Here is a 17,840-nt window from a genome sequence, read left to right as displayed (position 1 = left end):
ATATGAGAACTGCATTTTATATATCAGACGGTACAGCGATTACTTCAGAAGTATTTGGCCATGCAACACTGTCATTATTTCCTGTTGAGTTTAATCATAAGACAATTCCATTTGTTGAAACTGAAGAAAAAGCGCACAAAGTAAAAAACCTCATAGATAAAACGGCGCAACGTGATGGTGAACAACCCTTTGTTTTTCACACCTTTGTTAATCATTCATTAAGTGAGATTATAAATTCATCCTGTGCGGTCAGTTATGATTTTTTATCAACTTATAGTGGTTTGATAGAAAAGGAACTAGCTGTTGCACCCGTACCAAAAATGCACCGAACTCATTCAATGCATGAAAAAAATTATGACTTTAGAATTGATGCCGTTAACTACGCCTTAACAAACGATGACGGTGCTAATATTAAAAACTATTCTGAGGCTGATATCATTTTAATTGGCGTTAGTCGCAGTGGTAAAACCCCTACTAGCCTATATTTAGCATTGCAATATGGGATCAAAGCAGCCAATTACCCAATTACCGAGGAAGATTTAGAAACCGGCAAGTTACCTACTTGTTTAGTAGATTATAAACATAAATTATTTGGTTTAACGATTGACCCGGTACGCCTAGCTGATATTCGCCAGCGCCGCATGGCAAACTCAAAATATGCTTCATTAAAGCAGTGTCGTATTGAAGTAAGAGAAGTTGAAATGCTTTATAAAAAACATAAGCTTGCTTTTTTAAATTCAACACATCATTCGGTTGAAGAAATATCGGCTAAAATTATTTCAGACACAAATCTTGTGCGACGTAAGTACTAGCTAACGTGAAATTAATAAAAACAAAAAAAGCCGCTTTTGCGGCTTTTTAAAGTATAAATAAATATTATTTACGAGAATCTTTCAATAAGTCAGCAACTAAAAAACCAAGTTCTAGTACTTGATCTGCATTTAATCGTGGATCACATTGTGTACGGTAACGCTGGGCTAAATCATCGTCAGATAATCCGTAGGCTCCCCCTGTACATTCTGTTACGTGTTGACCCGTCATTTCAAGGTGAACACCGCCTGCGTACGATCCTTCAGATTTATGAACCGCGAAGAATTGGCTTATTTCACGTAAAATATTGTCAAAGCTACGTGTTTTGTACCCTGAGCTGGCTTTTTCAGTATTGCCATGCATAGGATCTGAACTCCAAATTACCTTGCGGCCTTCTTGTTGTACTTTACGCACTAAGGCTGGCAGCTTTTCTGGGAGTACATCAGCGCCCATACGCGTAATTAAAGTAATACGACCTGGAATATTATCTGGGTTTACCGCATCAATTAAACGAATTAGTTCATCTGGGTCCATACTTGGGCCCACTTTAACACCTATTGGGTTTTTAATACCTTTAAAAAACTCAATGTGAGCGTGGTCTAGTTGACGAGTGCGCTCACCAATCCAAACAAAGTGAGCTGAGCAATCATACCAGTCGCCTGATAAATGGTCGCGGCGAGTAAGTGCCTCTTCGTAACCGAGTAATAACGCTTCGTGAGATGTATATAAGTCGGTTTCTTTTAAGCTTGGCGCAATAGTTGAATTGATACCGCACACTTCCATAAATTCAAGAGCGTCTTGAATTTTATCAGCAAGCTGTTGGTATTTTTCTTTAAGTGGATTAGCAGCTACAAAGCCCATATTCCAACGATTCACTTGATGCAAGTCAGCAAGACCACCTTGGGCAAATGCGCGTAGTAAGTTAAGTGTAGCTGCACTATGATGATAAGCTGTCATTAAGCGTTGCGGATCAGGTATGCGCGAAGCTTCAGTAAATTCAAAGTTATTAATGATGTCACCACGATAAGATGGTAATGATACACCATTAATGGTTTCCATATCTGCTGAACGTGGCTTTGCGTATTGGCCCGCCATACGTGCAATTTTAACTACTGGGCATTTACCGCCATAAGTTAGCACTACGGCCATTTGTAATAGTGTTTTGAATGTATCGCGGATATTGGCTGCATTAAAATCACTAAATGATTCAGCGCAATCACCACCTTGTAGTAAAAAGGCACGACCTTCACATACATCCTCGAGTTGCTTAAATAAGCTACGAGTTTCTTCTGCAAAAACTAAAGGTGGTGCACTTTTTAATTGGCTTTCGACCGTTTGTAATACTTCTTTATCTGGGTACTGTGGTTGCTGAAGTATTGGGTAATCTCTCCAGCTATTTGGGTTCCACGACTGCATGTTAATTCCTCATTCCTACATTGAGTGCTTATATGAAAATTAACGTAACAAGCCCCCTGGTTCAAGGACTATATTCGATAATTATCAATTATTTAGTAATGAGATAAAATCCATAGTGGATTTTGAGGTGTTTCTTTATGATTCGATAATTAAGCTTTGAACTAATAATTAAGTAACACTATGATTATTATACTTTAAGTAAAGTTAATAAGGTTAAGTAAAGACTATTAAAAAATCACATGTATATACAGAAGTAAAAGAACACATCATACTATAAAATGTGATGTGTGTAATCCAAACTTTACAGCAATACTTAACTAAAAGTAACCAAAAACTAGCCAGGATAAATATTTAATGTTATGAAGATTTCTCTCACCTTCGGACATTAATGTAGTTATATGGCTCCAAAATAAGTGCCAATTCAACCTAGAATAAAAAATAGCTAATAGTAGATTTGGTGCCCTGTCATTTATTATATCGAAAGATCAAACACACCAACTAAAGAACACATCATACATTATTAATATGTGCTGGAACTTAGCAACAGAGTGAAATTTAATAAAAGTAATCAGTTAGCTTGTGCCTGATTAGGATCATGTTAAGATATTCATCATCCTTAAAAATGGTATGATGTGTTCTTATGGTTGGAAAAGTTCAAATTCGTAGTCAGTTCGATTTATTAAATGATCTGACTCAATTATTTATAGACGATATCAGTGAGTATGAGTATTCCAGTGCACACTATTACCAGTTACCTGATATAAATAGTAATGATGAAAAAAACATACCAAGTATAATTGAAACTACAAGGTTATCTGGTGAAGTAGCTCAAAAATCTATTTTAAAAGCCTATACTGATATTTATAAAAAACCTGGATTAAGTAGTCGTGTTTTAAAGCGTCACCCTGGAATATTAATATTAAAAAATGCTGATAAAAAGGCACTCACAGCCCGAATACATCAGCTTAATAAAGCTAAAGCTGCTTTTAAAGAATGTGTTTTATCTATTGATAATAACAATGCACGTTTTGAAGCCGTTCATAATGCAGTTCCTAATTTAATAACATTAGCAGCTTATCGTAAAGTACATTTTGAAACCGACTCCCCTTTTTCATTAAGGTTTACATGGATGCATAAACACGCAACAAAAACCCTTACAAAGAAGATGGCATTGGCTATGCTCGAAAAATCAGCTAATTATTCTAACCCACGAATGATTGACCAACATAATTGGCAATCGCTTGTCGCACAAGAGCAAAGGCGTGTTGCGAGTTTACCTGAAAAAGAAAAGCTACGAATTCGTCGGCCAACCAGAGTGAGCCCACAAGTAAATATACGATATACAGCAACAAACCGATATCATGTTAGTGCCGCATTGCCGTTTATTTTAATTAACCCAGAACCAGATGTTAAAATAGGCAGATTGTCAGATTATATAAAACCACAAAGTCATCCACGAAAACGAGAATATGATTACCTCATTGATAGACTTTATTTGGAACAAATAGATAAATAGATTATGTTAAATGGGTGGGAATGTTATTCATTAAGGGATTTACTTCACAAAGCTAAATCTATAACGCACTAAAACAAAATAATTGAAGACTTATAAATAGATATAAGCCTTCTGATATTTAATTACTATCTTCAACAATCTCTTCTAACTTATCTTCATCAATTAACACAGCATTCTCAATAATCCGTTTCCCACCTTGGATTTCAATTCGCTTATTGTGTTTATTAAGTGTCAGAATTTCATCGCAGAATTGATCAGAGGGATACATTTCATAAGTGTAATCAACAATATTTCCTGTTTTATCATCTTTTACATTAGTAATGTTATATTCAGAGATAGCGCCTTTTTCAATTAAATCTTTCATTGTTGTCGTCATGTCACGACGTAATGCTTTTAATTTATTCTCAGTTATATCATCAGTTGAGTAAATTGAACCATACTTTTCCATTATTGAGAGTAATCGAAAGTGGTATGTTTTCCCCGGTGCTGCATAACGCCAAAGATGATAAAGTCGCAACATCATCCAACGAGATAATCCGCGTTTTAATTCTTGCGCACTATTAAAGTAATAACCTTTATACTCTAGATTATCAATCATGTTATGGACAAATGCATTTAAACACGCAACACATTTTACATTGCCGCCCTGCCCTTTTTTACCGCTAAAATGTAGTGATGATAAAAAGTTCATGTTTGACTCATAAAATGAATCATCAATATTTGTATTTTTAGTATCAGTAGCAGAATATTTAAATGAAAGCTTTGAACCTTGTAATGCTTCTAAAGATTCTTTTATCTGCGGGTATGGCATAGATTGACCAACAGCTTTAAGCTCTTGTGCTAATTCATTCATTGAAAAAACAACAGCGTACTGAATTCCAGACTTAAAGTTAATTTTTACAATTTTTCCTTTTGATGCTAAACGAATAAGCGCTCGTTCAACTTTTTCTTCTCTATCAGATGGCCATACTAAATACTCAACATCTTCACCATCTTTTCGCGAACTGACAACCGCAGGCGTTATCTTAATTTCACCATCATAAAGAATTCCATCGACTTTCTCAGAAATTTTGCGAGTTATTATTGTTTTTTTAGGGGCTTCTTCTAAAGGAAGTTTTTTATGTCCAGAACGAACAAAACGCCCCCATAAATCATAATGATTGAAGGTATTTGAATAAGCACGTAACCCATGAGCCACGTTTTCTATTGATACGCGCACATCTTTATTATCTGTAAACAGTGCAAGACTTTCATTATCGATTGCACTTTCCACCCCGTGGATCTGACCCCTTAATGTATCAGGTAAGTTATCTACTGAGATGTTAACCTTTCGGCTCATTATTTTTTTCCAATTTTGTTGTGACATCTTATAACAACACATAAAATGAAAAAAGTTAACTGATTAAGTTAGTATAAAACTGATCTCAGATTAAATAAAAGGAGAGGATCATTATTTTACTAAGCAATCGTTACTTTAACTATTTTCAGATCATATTTTTACTAACTAAGTTCTTATAAAGCTAAATTTTACTAACTCAGTTTTAGATTATAGCAATTAATGTCCTGTGATATTTAATTTTTTTAAAAAAAACACGACAATTTACATTTTCTTAATTACCCTTGTGGATAAATGATTACGTAGTGCTAATAGATCTGATCTGTACTTACTAAAGATCTGATCCTTACTAATTTAATCACTCTTTAAAGTAACTTATAAGTGCATAACTTTCTAATTATCTTAGTAAAAAACTGATCTCAAGTAGTCTTTTAGTGCATACATCTGTGCTTAAGCTGTGCATAACTTACTATTTTTTTTTAGTGTTAGTAATATCTCGATCCAGGAGTTAGAAAAGATCGGATCTTAACCAAGTATAATCATGATCTAATTAAATGAAACTTATTTATAAAAATCAGTAGTTTAAGTACTTTAATTTAACTCTTAACCTTTACTACCTATATACTTAACCATACTTAATCTTATTAATTATACTAAGCAATATTAAATTTTATTACCGACTTTTAATTATGATTACAAATAAAAGCGATGTCGCTAAAAATAGTTGTTTACAGTTATTTGAATGGACATTACACTTGAAGCCTAACTTTGAGGAATAAAGTATGTCAATTAATAATAGTGCACTAGATACCTATCGCCTTCTAAAGGCAACGGCTGAAGTTGCTGAAAAATCATTAGAGGGTCGAATTCAACATTACCGTGCCCATTTAAAATCTGATGAAAAAGAATTAAGAACATATACCCAAAAAGCAGCAGCAGATCTTCTAGGTTGCAATAATCGTACTTTAAAACGTCGCCATGATAACGGTGATTTTGATAATCTAGATATCAAAAGAGGCGCAAATGGGCATTATGCTTATACACTAGTTAATATCTTTGCCATGGCAGATATTATGGATATTAAGCCAGACCATCGTACCACTGATGATAAATTACAAGTTATTGTGATTAATTCATTAAAAGGTGGCTGTGGTAAAACAACTAGTATGGTTAATATTGCAGCAGCACTTGCAACAACAAATATTAAACGTTATCGCATTGGTATTATTGATTTGGATCCACAGGGTTCATCTTCTAGTTTCTTTCCCGCCAGTGAACCTGAACCAATAACCGTTGGTGACTTGATGCGCGATTGCATCGAACTTGATTCGGATGAAACATGGCCAGATCTTGTTACTAATTCGTTTTTGCCTACTCACATACCTAATATTCGTATTCTTCCTTCAGGTATGGATGATTTTTACTTTGAGCATGAGACAGCAACTCTGTTAAAAGATAGTTCGAGTTATGATAAAACCAGGCATTACCACAAATTGCTAGAAAAAGTTATAGAACCAGTACAAGATCAATTTGATATTATTTTAATTGATACAGCACCTTCACTTAACTTTTTGTTTTATAACGCATTAATGGCTTCAACTGCAATGTTAATTCCAGTTCATCCTGAAGCTGTTGATTTTGATGCTAATAATAAATATTTAAAACGTCTTGGAGAAATCTATCATACAGTGGCTGCTTTAGGTCATGAAGGATGGGACTTCATGCAATTTCTAGTAACAAATTATGTAAAAGGCAATCACTCACAACGTGACATTGTAAAGGATGTACGCAGTGCTTTTGGCCGTCAAGTTATGAGCTACCCAATAAATCATAGTTCTGCAATTACAGCTAGTTCATCATCGTTTAATACTATATTTGATCAAAAAACATCTGATAGTTTAGCTAGCAGAGAATCTTTAATGCGTGCCCAAGAAAATATAAAAGATGTGGTTGATGAACTCGAAATGCTGATGCGTTCAAATTGGGTTTCAACACAATCTCAACTAAATAATGCTAAGTAAGGTAGTTTATAATAATGGCTAAAAAACGTAAAAATGATACCCGCTTAGACCCTTTCGCAACGGATATTGAAAATAGTAGTCTTGATGCATTACTTGAAAAAGCAAATGCTGGTGATGTAATAAGCATGCCTGCACCGAGTGATCCAAATCGCCAAATTACACTAGTTTGCAAAGTGGTCCCATCTGCTGATATTGAAACGACTACGTCTGTATATGGCAAAAACCGACGTGTGCAATCATTACTTAATGAAAAATCAGTCTCTGATATTCTTCCTGCAATTGCTGAAGATGGTCGTAACCAACATCCAGCCCTATGTTGGGATAATGGCAATGAGATGCTTGTACTTGCAGGTTCGCGCCGTCGTAAGGCATGTATTTTAAGTAATGCAGATTACTTGGTACTTAGTTCAAGTGATTTTACTGATCAAGACGCCAAAATTTTAGCAGTTTCATCTGATCAGTACATCGCTCCAAGCTTATGGGAATTAGGGCAAGCCTATCAGCAAACTAAGCAAGAACTGATCGCTAAAGGTAAGAAAGGTTCTTATCGCGAGGTTGCACATTTAGAAGGGGTTTCTCACACCGCTATTGCTGATGCGATTAAAGCTCATGAAAATATTCCTGCAACAGTTCTAGCACTTTATCCCACCGCTAACCACGTAGGTCGTGAAGTCGCCAAAAAGCTTATTAGTGCCAAGGAGCGTGACCCTAAAGCGTTTATGGCGTTAGTTGATGAACTTGCTCAAAATGAAGAGTTATCACTTATTACTAGTGATGAAAAACGTTCTACAGTCATTACAAAACGCTTAACAACAGAACCTGCTGGGCAGCCACGTCGCGAAGCAGTATTAGAAAATAACTTTATTACCGTTCAACGCAATCTTAAAAGTGGTGACGTTTCAATTAAAATTGATAATAAAGTCATGACTGACAAGCGTTTAGAGCAATTAACTAAATTACTTAATGGTTTTAACTAGTTGATATAATACTGATCCATAAAGTTAAATTACTTAGTAAAAAGCTGATCTAAGTAAGGAGTAAGTTAGTAAAATTGTGATCTCTCTCATATAATATCCATCATATATAGGCTTATTTTGCCGCACAGATCACATTTTTACTAACTTATAGCCCCTTTCCAATTCAACTTCCTTCTTTTTCTAACTAGCTGGTAAAAAACTGATCTGTAACGCCCCTTTTTTGTTGTTAAGTTGTTTATAACTTGTGGGCTTGTTGTTGTTAACCTCATTTTTTTCTAGCTATTTGCTATAAACCGATTTTTTACTAAGTCCGCAGATCTTACCAGTTATATTGTTTTTATAATTGCTTTAGCTCAGGACTTAAAAACCATATACTGGTTTAATTATTTTTTTAATATGACTGCATAAAGCACAATGTCTGCTAACTTATCAAAAACAGATTTACTGACAATTTTTGAAGAAATAAAACAAGAGCAAGCAACTCAGTTTCAACTTTCTGATCGTTTTATTAAAAAGCTTTTTACACCCCGAGTCTTAGAAAAAGCAAAACAGTATCTTCTTAGTGGGCAAATTAATTGGCTTGAGCATAATCGCGATTTTTCAGTCATTGATGCATCGATATTAACTAATACAGGAAGTACATACACTCAACACATCGAGATCACTAAGTTACCTACTGGTTACTCTGTGGATAGCCACTGTTCTTGCAACGCAAAAACAAAATGCAGACATATTGCAGCTGTGCTACTAAAGCTAAAAGTAGAGCATTCGGGCAGCTACGGTGAAGACTACTTTATTAATGACTGGCTCAGAGAATTAAGTAGTATTAAGCAGCAACAAAACTCAGATGCTCAGCAAGTTTTATTATTTGTATTAGACATTGAGCATGGTAAATTAATATTAACCCCTAAAGTAGCTAATAAAAGTAGCAACCATAATTACACTCTGGGGCGAAATTTAACGGATCAACAGCTCAATAGTTTTGTAACTCCTGCTAATTTATTAGAAACTGACTTTAGGCTGTATACCTGGATCCGTTCACAAAATACCATTGGTAGCTTAACACTTCAGGGGCAATGGGGGTTTGATGCTTTACAACAACTTATTGCTACACAAAGACTCTTTTTTCAGCGCTCAAGAGAGCCTATAAAAGCACATAATACCCAAGCTTTAACATTTAGTTGGCAACATAATAAAAAGCTAACTAGTTTAAATATGCAGCTTGATGAAGCTAAACAATGGGTACTTATACACACCACCCCACCAACCTATTTTGATTTTGAAAATTTAAAAATAGGCCGTATTCGCACTCCACTTAGTAGTAACGAAATTAGCCATTTAAAAGCGATGCCGAGTTTGCATGACACTAACTTTGACCGTATTTATAAACAGTTAGCAGATAATTTTGGCCCTGAGCTAATCCCACACCCTCATAATAAGCAGATAACAAATTCAATTAAATCGCCGGTTATATTGAATGTATCATCTACTCAAGGGACTATTTTGCTTAAGGTATTATTTAATTATAGTAATCAATCGTTTGAGCTTGGCACTGCCCCTGCTGAATTAATAAATACGGCTCTTGAAAATACGGTTACGAACGAGTTAGTAAATATTGGATTTGAGCAGTGTAAAGCCCCTTTACAAAATGAGTTTTTATTTAATAAACAAACAGGTGCATACAATCATTGGTTCAATAATGAAATTATCCCACAACTCAAAGATCATGGATGGCAAGTAAATATACTCCAGCCAATATCCAATCACGTCGTTAAACCTGTAGAGCTTGAATTAAAACGAGGGAAAGGCCATCAAGTAGTTGGTAAAATAATGATCCAAAAGAATGTGGGGTCGGGTGTTTTTAATAATGATAATAACTTTTATCATTCATTGAATAGACAAAGCGAATTATTTTATTATTTCCCACAAGGGCATGGCTTTACTGTAATTACTAAACGCGCCTTTTACTTGTTGCAGCAGTTTAAAGATCAGTTTGAATTTATTAAAACCCGAAGTGAGTTCATTTTCCCAGTATCGTACTTACAAGAGTTGTTAAGCTTTGAAGCCATTAATAGCTACTTTACTGATGATAAACTTAAACGTTATTTTAATGAAATTACTGAACAAAAACACCAAACACGGACTATTACGCAATATGGTTTAAAACATGATGTTCAATTAAGGGAGTATCAACAACAAGGTATTGCGTGGTTAAGTTTTTTAAAGCGGCATCAGTTGGGCGGTATACTCGCTGATGATATGGGGCTTGGGAAAACGCTTCAGGTAATTGCTTTTTTAGCTGATCAAGTTCAGTTCCAACAAGCAGGTCCATCTTTGATTGTCTGCCCTACGACCTTAGTAGGCAACTGGCAAAGTGAAATCAATAAGTTTAGTGAAAACCTTAAAGTCACCACCATTTTTGGTGCCGCCAGAGTTGAACAATTACAGCAACTGGCTCATGCAAATTGTATTATTACCACCTACCCGCTTTTAAAACGTGATATAGCCTATTACTCGCCTTTGTATTTTGAAAATATAATATTAGACGAAGCACAGTATATAAAAAACGAAACGGCGCAAGTTTCGCGCTTAGTTAAACGTTTAAATGCTGATTTTAAATTGTGTTTAAGTGGTACACCAATTGAAAATAACTTATTTGAACTAAAGTCATTACTCGATTTTGCTATGCCGAACTTACTTGGAACGCCGAGTCATTTTAAACAACACTTCCAAGTCCCAATTGAAAAACAGCAAGACTCAGAAAAAGCGGCTCAATTAAAAACCCTTATTTTACCTTTCATATTAAGGCGCACCAAAGCGCAAGTCGTTAAAGAACTTCCGCAAAAAACAGAACTTATTAAAGAATTTGAATTTACTGTCAAACAACAAAAAATGTATTCAGAAATTGCCCAGTCACTTGAAAAAAAATTAGTTAACTTATTTACAGAGCAAGGCGTTAATAAAAGCAAATTAGCTTTTCTAGAGGCCCTATTAAAACTTAGACAAGTATGTTGCCATCCAAAGCTTGTCGATTCTCAAAGCTCAGCAGATAGCGCTAAGTTAGAGTGGCTTTCTTCTCACCTTCCTAGAATGTTAAGTACAGACAAAAAAGTGATAATATTTAGTCAGTTTACTAAAGCATTGGCGTTAATAGCAGAACGCTTAAAAGCACAAGAAATTGATTTTAGTCTACTTACCGGGCAAACCCGCCATCGGGATAAAGTGATTAGTGAGTTCACCAGCGGCCAAACATCTATATTTTTAATAAGCCTCAAAGCTGGCGGTACTGGACTTAATTTAACGCAGGCCGATACCGTGATCCACTTTGACCCATGGTGGAACCCTGCTGTTGAAAATCAAGCCACTGATCGCGCTTATCGAATTGGCCAAACAAACCCTGTTTTTGTTTATAAATTAATGATGAATAATTCTATCGAGCAAAAGGTATTTAGAATGCAGCAAAATAAACAAGCACTTGCTGATGTTTTATTTACCGATAAGGTTATGAATTTTAATGATTTCAATGAGGAACAAATGCTTTCTTTATTAAAAGGTTAAGTTCTTAGATACCTAAATTCGGATAATAAGTGCAATTTCTCAGATTAGATGGCCAGCTGTTATAATTCGGCCATTTTCTCGCCAAAGGAAATTGCTTTAATGAAATATAAACAGCTGACACAAGAAGAAAGATACCAGATTTACGCGTTAATAAAAGCAGGAAATAACCAAAAGCAGATAGCTGAAGAACTAACTCGTTCACCGTCATCTATTTCTAGAGAGCTAAAACGCAATAAAGGACTTAAAGGCTATCGGCCTAACCAAGCCAATAACTTTGCTGAACAAAGACGTAAGTCATCTTTCAAAGCAAGTAAGTTAACAGAGGACGTCACTCACTGGATTAATAAATTGTTGCATGACGGACTTTCCCCTGAGCAAGTGGCAGGCCGCTTAGCTTTAGAGAAACAGGTCGTTTTACATCATGAAACAATTTATCAATATATTTACAGAGACAAGGCTCGTGGTGGCAAGCTACATAAGACACTCACTCGTGCATGTAAAAAGTATAAAAAACGCTATGGAAGCTATGATAAACGTGGACAGATAGTTAATCGAGTCAGCATTGATGAACGCCCAAGTATTGTGGATTCAAAGTCTAGGATTGGTGATTGGGAGGGCGATACAGTGATAGGTAAAGGGCGTAAAAATGCGCTTGTCACAATGGTTGAACGTAAAACGTTATATACAGTCGTTCACAGAATTGAAAGCAAGCATGCGAAAATAACAGCCGATGCGCTGATCACGTGTATGACACCATATAAAGGTAAGGTTATTACCGTGACGTTAGATAATGGAAAAGAGTTTGCTCACCATGAGCATGTTGCACAAAAATTAGAAGCTGATGTGTATTTTGCTCATCCCTATTCATCATGGGAGCGGGGCATAAATGAGAATACCAACGGCTTACTTAGACGCTTCTTCCCCAAGGGAACTGACTTTATGGCGCTAAGTGAAGCAGAGATACAGGCGGCAGTTGATAAGCTCAACCATCGGCCAAGAAAAACAAGAGGGTATAAAACCCCTCATGAATTATTTACGGGGCAATCAGAAGTTCTGGTGGCTGCATAATGATTGCACTTAATACTTGAATTCAAGATAAGTTAAAGAACCAGCATCTACTATTATGTTTGTTGTTAAGCCAAAGTTAAAAGTAAGTACCTTGTTGATTTCCAATTTGGTTACTAAATTTAGTAATGATTGAGCCAGCTCATATAGAGCTGGCTTTTTTATGCCTATAATTTAGCTATAGCCTTGTCTTTTTATTTGTTGAATCATTTTTAAATATTTTTTGAACTAAGTTTAAAAAGTGACGTCTACTATTATGCTTGTTGTTAAATTGCAGTTTACGATAAGCATCATGTTGATTTCCCTATTTGGTTACTAAATTTAGTAATGATTGAGCCAGCTCATATTGAGCTGGCTTTTTTTATGCCTACAACTTAGCCATAGCTTTGTATTTTTATTCGCTGAATTATTTTTAAATATTTTTGAACTAAGTTTAAAAAGTGGCGTCTATTATTATGCTTGTTGTTAAATTGCAGTTTACGATAAGCATCATGTTGATTTCCGTGTTTGGTTACTTAATTTAGTAATGATTGAGCCTGCTCATATTGAGCTGGCTTTTTTTATGCCTATAACTTAGCCATAGCTTTGTATTTTTATTCGCTGAATTATTTTTGAACTAAGTTTAAAAAGTAGCGTCTACTATTATGCTTGTTGTTAAATTACAGTTTACGATAAGCATCATGTTGATTTCCCTGTTTGGTTACTGAATTTAGTAATGATTGAGCCTGCTCATATTGAGCTGGCTTTTTTTATGCCTACAACTTAGCCATAGCTTTGTATTTTTATTCGCTGAATTATTTTTAAATTATTTTTGAACTAAGTTTAAAAAGTGGCGTCTATTATTATGCTTGTTGTTAAATTGCAGTTTACGATAAGCATCATGTTGATTTCCGTGTTTGGTTACTGAATTTAGTAATGATTGAGCCTGCTCATATTGAGCTGGCTTTTTTGTTTGCCCAGCGAAGCTGGCAAACCCGATAGGCTGAAAGATGCCTTATCACCCTGACTAAGGGGAAGATAATCTGAATGGCAAGGGCGTCACTGGCCAACGGTGGGGTCTGAAGGAAGCCATAAGAAGTTAGAGGTACACAACTAACCGTAACCTGTTTCGGCAGTATTGGTGGGTCAGCGTGCAAAATAGCGCAACGCCCTATACTTAGTCAGACCAATACTGTGCTTGAGGGTGGGATTTCTAACAGGGAGCCAGTGCAGTAACTGGGGAAGCCTGGCATCTAAACTTAATGAGAGTAAGTGGCCTAAATTCAAGGTGAAAGCCAAGATTTAGTGTCGGTGTGAGGTGGCAGATGAACCCGTAGTAGTGAGTAAGGCTAGGCCGATGAAAGCCAGTAATGGTGTGGAGGGGAAAACCAAGCCGACCATCAACATTATGTTTGATGGGGTCAACTTTAGCCAAAAGCTTTAATTGATTGCGAAGGGGGGAAGTATTCTTTAAGCGTATGAAAGACGGGAACTTTTGTTTATCGGCTCACAAGTATTTCGACGGAAATAGCCAAAATATGACGGCCAAACAGGAATGTAGACGCTGAGAATTGAAGGGCGAGCAATGGAGTAATGACTGACCACTTAGGCAGATTGCCAAAAAAGGCTAGCACACCTAATGTCATCATGAAGAATCAGCGATAAGTAGAGTGACACGAGCAGACATACCGCAAGCAAAGGCAGAAAATGACAGTTTACTACAGCTTGTACGGACAATTATTAGACATTAATAACCTGTACAAGGGATTCAAAAAAGTGAAAGCAGCTAAAGGAGCGGCCGGAATAGATAGGCAGACCGTAGGCGCATTCGCCCTGAATTTAGAAGCAAACTTAAAACAACTGCAACTTGAGCTGCAAACCAAGCAATATAGGGCACAACCTGTCAAACGGGTGGAAATACCCAAAGATGATGGCGGTGTCAGAATGCTAGGTATCCCCGCAGTTCGAGACCGAATAGTGCAACAAACACTATTGAACATACTCCAACCGATATTCGACATCGACTTTCACCCATCGAGTTATGGGTATAGGCCGAAACGAAGCTGTCATGACGCTATCAGTAAAGCAAGTGTATTTATCCGTAAATACCATCGCGACTGGGTCGTAGACATGGATTTGTCGAAGTGTTTTGACCTGCTTGATCATGCTTTGATAATTAGGAGTGTTAGACGCAAAGTGACGGACGGTAGTATTTTAAAACTGATTAATCAGTTCTTAAAAAGCGGAGTAATGATAGGTGAACACTGGGAGGCTAGTACGATAGGAAGCCCACAAGGTGGCGTAATTAGCCCGTTATTGGCCAATATCTACCTAGATGCTTTCGATCAAGAAATGAAAAAGCGTAATCACCGAATAGTGAGGTATGCAGATGATATCTTGATTTTGTGCAGCACAGAAAAAGCAGCGCAAGAAGCACTTAAGGCATCCACCCAGATACTAGAGCGAGACTTGAAATTAACCGTGAACCAAAATAAAACCCATATTGCTCATAGCAGCAAAGGAGTGAAGTTTTTGGGAGTAGAGATAGGTAGCCAGTGGACACGGATACAAGCATCAAAACTCATCGGGTTTAAACAAAAAGTGAAGCAATTAACAAAACGTAACGGCGGCATAAATTTAGCAGAAGTAATAAAACGGCTAAATCCAGTTGTGCGCGGTTTTGTAAATTATTTTAGTATAGCCAATTGTAAACGAGAGCTAAAAGCCTTGGCAGGTTGGATCAGACGAAGACTAAGGGCAATACAGCTGAGGTTGTGGAAGAAGCCATCAAGGCTACATCGACGACTAAAGCAGTTAGGAAAAAAGCCACCGTTTAAGTTCATTAAGATGAACTCGTGGCGTAACTCACTAAGCCCTTTATCTTGTGTATCGATGCCAAACCAATGGTTTGAGGAGCTTGGTTTATATCCAATAGAAAAAGTGAATACGGGATGGCTTGCTTTATCGGCGTTTAGGAAATAAGTTGATAAAATGTGAAGGGTACAGGAGCCGTATACGAGGTCCGTACGTACGGTTCTGTGAGAGGGATGAGGCATAAGCCTCACCCTACTCGATTATGCCTATAACTCTTGAGATAACTGAACATATCGTAACTGATTAATTACTTACACAAATAATTTTTTTAATAAATCTGGAGCTGTTTTTTCATATTTAGATCCTCCTCAGTACTCTCTGCTGTTTGTATATCTTCGCTTTGTAGGTATGCTCAGAGCTTTAAATAAATAGGTATCAAGTTATTAATTATTACTTACGCTATCTTGGCCTCGCCTAATTAGTTATGATGATATGTCTTTTGGATAATTAAAGTTTATTTATGTATATACAGCTACTTACAAGTTTAGATTGGCCAAGTATAGGGGCAGGTTTTGCCGCGGGTGCTATAACTTTAGGGCTTATGGCCCGATTACATAAAAAAAGACTAGCGAGTCAATTATCACAACTTGATCAAGCCCATCAATTGTTACAAAGCCAATTTACAGAGCAGCAAAAAAAACTAAATAACTCCGAGGCCTTACACCAACAACTTCAAGATGATTACAGCGAGTTACGTGACGAAACCCAACATTTCAAAACGCGTTTTGTAGAGCAAGAAAAGCATGCTCAGCAATACAAGCAGTTCTGGCAAAAGGCTGAAGGAGAACTCACTGCTGCTCGTTATGAATTAAACCAGCGTGATGTTGATTTAAGTACTATAAAAAGTACCCTTGAGCAAAAACAGCTACACTTCAATGAACAACTTGAGTATATCAATCACAGCAAAGAACTATTAAAAAAAGAATTTGAAAACTTAGCTAACCAAATACTTGAAGAAAAGTCACAAAAGTTTAAAACCCTTAATCAAGAAAGCATTGAGCAGCTTTTAAAACCAGTGCAAGGAGAACTAAAAGGGTTTCGCGATAAACTCGAATCAATCCACGTGGAAGACTCTAAACAACGTGAAGCTCTTAAAATTGAGTTACTACATTTACAAGCTAAAAGCCAAGCAATCACCGAGCAAGCTGACAAACTCAGTAATGCATTGCAAGGGCAAAAGAAAACCCAAGGAAACTGGGGCGAGCTAATGTTAGAAAATGTACTTGATAGTGCGGGGCTGCGCGCAGGAATCGATTATAAACGCGAGGTGTCGTTTAATACTGAAGATGGTCGCCTGCGGCCAGATGTTGTTGTGTATTTACCACAAAAACGCCACTTAGTTATTGATGCTAAAACATCTTTAAATGCCTATACACGTTACGTGAATACCGATAACGACCTCGAAGCTCAACAAGCTATTAAAGAGCACGTAGAGGCGGTTAAAGCACGTATTAACGAACTAGCCAATAAATCGTACGATAGACTTCCTGGGCTAAACTCTCCAGAGGTCGTTATTATGTTTGTACCGATAGAGTCAGCGTTTGTAGAAGCACTTAAATATCAAAGCGATATTTATCAGCAAGCGATAGAAAAAAATATTTTAGTTGCAACTCCGACTACACTGCTTACGAGTTTAAATATTGTTAAGCAGCTTTGGCGCTTTGAAGAACAAACTAAATATTCAAAAGAGTTAGCAAACCGTGCAGAGCGTTTCTACAGTAAACTAAATGGCTTTTTAACCAGTATGGAAGGTGTTGGTAAGCAGCTTGATAAAGCAAAAGAAAGCTATGATAAAGCATTTTCGCAGCTTTACCGTGGCAAGGGGAACTTAATAAAACAAGCATCTGAATTTAAAGAGTTAGGGGTTTCTGTGCAAAAGGAACTTCCGCAAGAAAGCGTAGAAAAAGCACAACTCGAGTTGGATGAAGAATCCTAAGTGTAAACCCCCATTACAACTTTACTAATTATTCCCAGTAGTTTAATTAATTGCTGTGGCCTGTTCATGGCTTAAATGCAACTATGTAATTTAAATGTCAAAAAATCTCATCAATAATTACCCGATGTGAGGAGGGTACTAATGGCACAGATTTTTGAACGCTCACCACAAAGTTTAGCTTGTGATAAAAGTTACTTCTCAACTTATGGATAAATCTGACGATAAACCACTTTTTTACCAAGTGCTTTTCGTTAGTTTTTTGCCTAAATATTGTTTTAATTAGGTTAATCTCGTATAGGTGGGCAATTAAACTCTACCAGTGCTGCGTTTTGTACCAGCTTAACCAACTTGA

General features: G+C 36.4%; 10 protein-coding genes. 8 read left to right on the top strand and 2 right to left on the bottom strand.

Going from position 1 to position 17,840, the window contains the following annotated elements; translation table 11 throughout:
• Nucleotides 1-2 precede the first annotated feature (2 nt).
• Nucleotides 3-812 (top strand): posphoenolpyruvate synthetase regulatory kinase/phosphorylase PpsR, encoded by an 810-nt coding sequence (ppsR, locus tag ACT3S9_RS17245; RefSeq protein ID WP_441835698.1) that lies wholly within the window; start codon nt 3-5, stop codon nt 810-812.
• Between the two features lie 64 nt (nt 813-876).
• On the opposite strand, the gene ACT3S9_RS17240 is transcribed toward ppsR, so the two are convergent.
• Nucleotides 877-2,226: a class II 3-deoxy-7-phosphoheptulonate synthase gene (locus ACT3S9_RS17240; protein ID WP_441835699.1), complete on the bottom strand. Its 1,350-nt coding sequence runs from the start codon at nt 2,224-2,226 to the stop codon at nt 877-879.
• A 640-nt stretch (nt 2,227-2,866) separates the two neighbouring features.
• Here ACT3S9_RS17240 and ACT3S9_RS17235 point away from each other — a divergent pair.
• Nucleotides 2,867-3,742, top strand: coding sequence for a DNA replication terminus site-binding protein (locus tag ACT3S9_RS17235; RefSeq protein WP_441993020.1), 876 nt, complete (start codon nt 2,867-2,869; stop codon nt 3,740-3,742).
• 118 nt (nt 3,743-3,860) lie between these two features.
• Here ACT3S9_RS17235 and ACT3S9_RS17230 read toward each other — a convergent pair whose 3' ends face one another.
• Complete coding sequence (locus tag ACT3S9_RS17230; RefSeq protein WP_441835701.1) at nt 3,861-5,081, bottom strand: replication protein A; 1,221 nt, start codon at nt 5,079-5,081, stop codon at nt 3,861-3,863.
• Between the two features lie 779 nt (nt 5,082-5,860).
• Between ACT3S9_RS17230 and ACT3S9_RS17225 the strand changes: the two genes are divergently transcribed.
• The 6 genes from ACT3S9_RS17225 to rmuC all read left to right on the top strand — a co-directional run bounded on the left by ACT3S9_RS17225 (nt 5,861) and on the right by rmuC (nt 17,488).
• Entirely contained in the window at nt 5,861-7,099 is a 1,239-nt protein-coding gene (locus ACT3S9_RS17225) for an AAA family ATPase (protein WP_441835702.1), read from the top strand.
• 14 nt (nt 7,100-7,113) lie between these two features.
• Nucleotides 7,114-8,076 (top strand): transcriptional regulator, encoded by a 963-nt coding sequence (locus ACT3S9_RS17220; protein ID WP_441835703.1) that lies wholly within the window; start codon nt 7,114-7,116, stop codon nt 8,074-8,076.
• A gap of 414 nt (nt 8,077-8,490) precedes the next feature.
• A complete protein-coding gene (locus tag ACT3S9_RS17215; protein WP_441995109.1) occupies nt 8,491-11,634 on the top strand; it encodes a DEAD/DEAH box helicase in 3,144 nt (1,047 codons plus the stop codon).
• A gap of 99 nt (nt 11,635-11,733) precedes the next feature.
• On the top strand, nt 11,734-12,702 hold the full coding sequence (locus ACT3S9_RS17210; RefSeq protein WP_086959932.1) for an IS30 family transposase: 969 nt from the start codon (nt 11,734-11,736) through the stop codon (nt 12,700-12,702).
• Nucleotides 12,703-14,385: 1,683 nt separating this feature from the next.
• On the top strand, nt 14,386-15,660 hold the full coding sequence (gene ltrA, locus ACT3S9_RS17205) for a group II intron reverse transcriptase/maturase (RefSeq protein ID WP_086960535.1): 1,275 nt from the start codon (nt 14,386-14,388) through the stop codon (nt 15,658-15,660).
• Nucleotides 15,661-16,093: 433 nt separating this feature from the next.
• Nucleotides 16,094-17,488 (top strand): DNA recombination protein RmuC, encoded by a 1,395-nt coding sequence (rmuC, locus tag ACT3S9_RS17200; protein ID WP_441836545.1) that lies wholly within the window; start codon nt 16,094-16,096, stop codon nt 17,486-17,488.
• Nucleotides 17,489-17,840 lie beyond the last annotated feature (352 nt).

It is taken from the genome of Pseudoalteromonas sp. AOP31-A2-14, assembly GCF_052378035.1.
In the GTDB taxonomy this organism is placed as follows: Bacteria; Pseudomonadota; Gammaproteobacteria; order Enterobacterales; family Alteromonadaceae; genus Pseudoalteromonas.
Note: the sequence above shows the minus strand (reverse complement) of the source record. Positions and strands in the feature narration are given on the sequence as shown.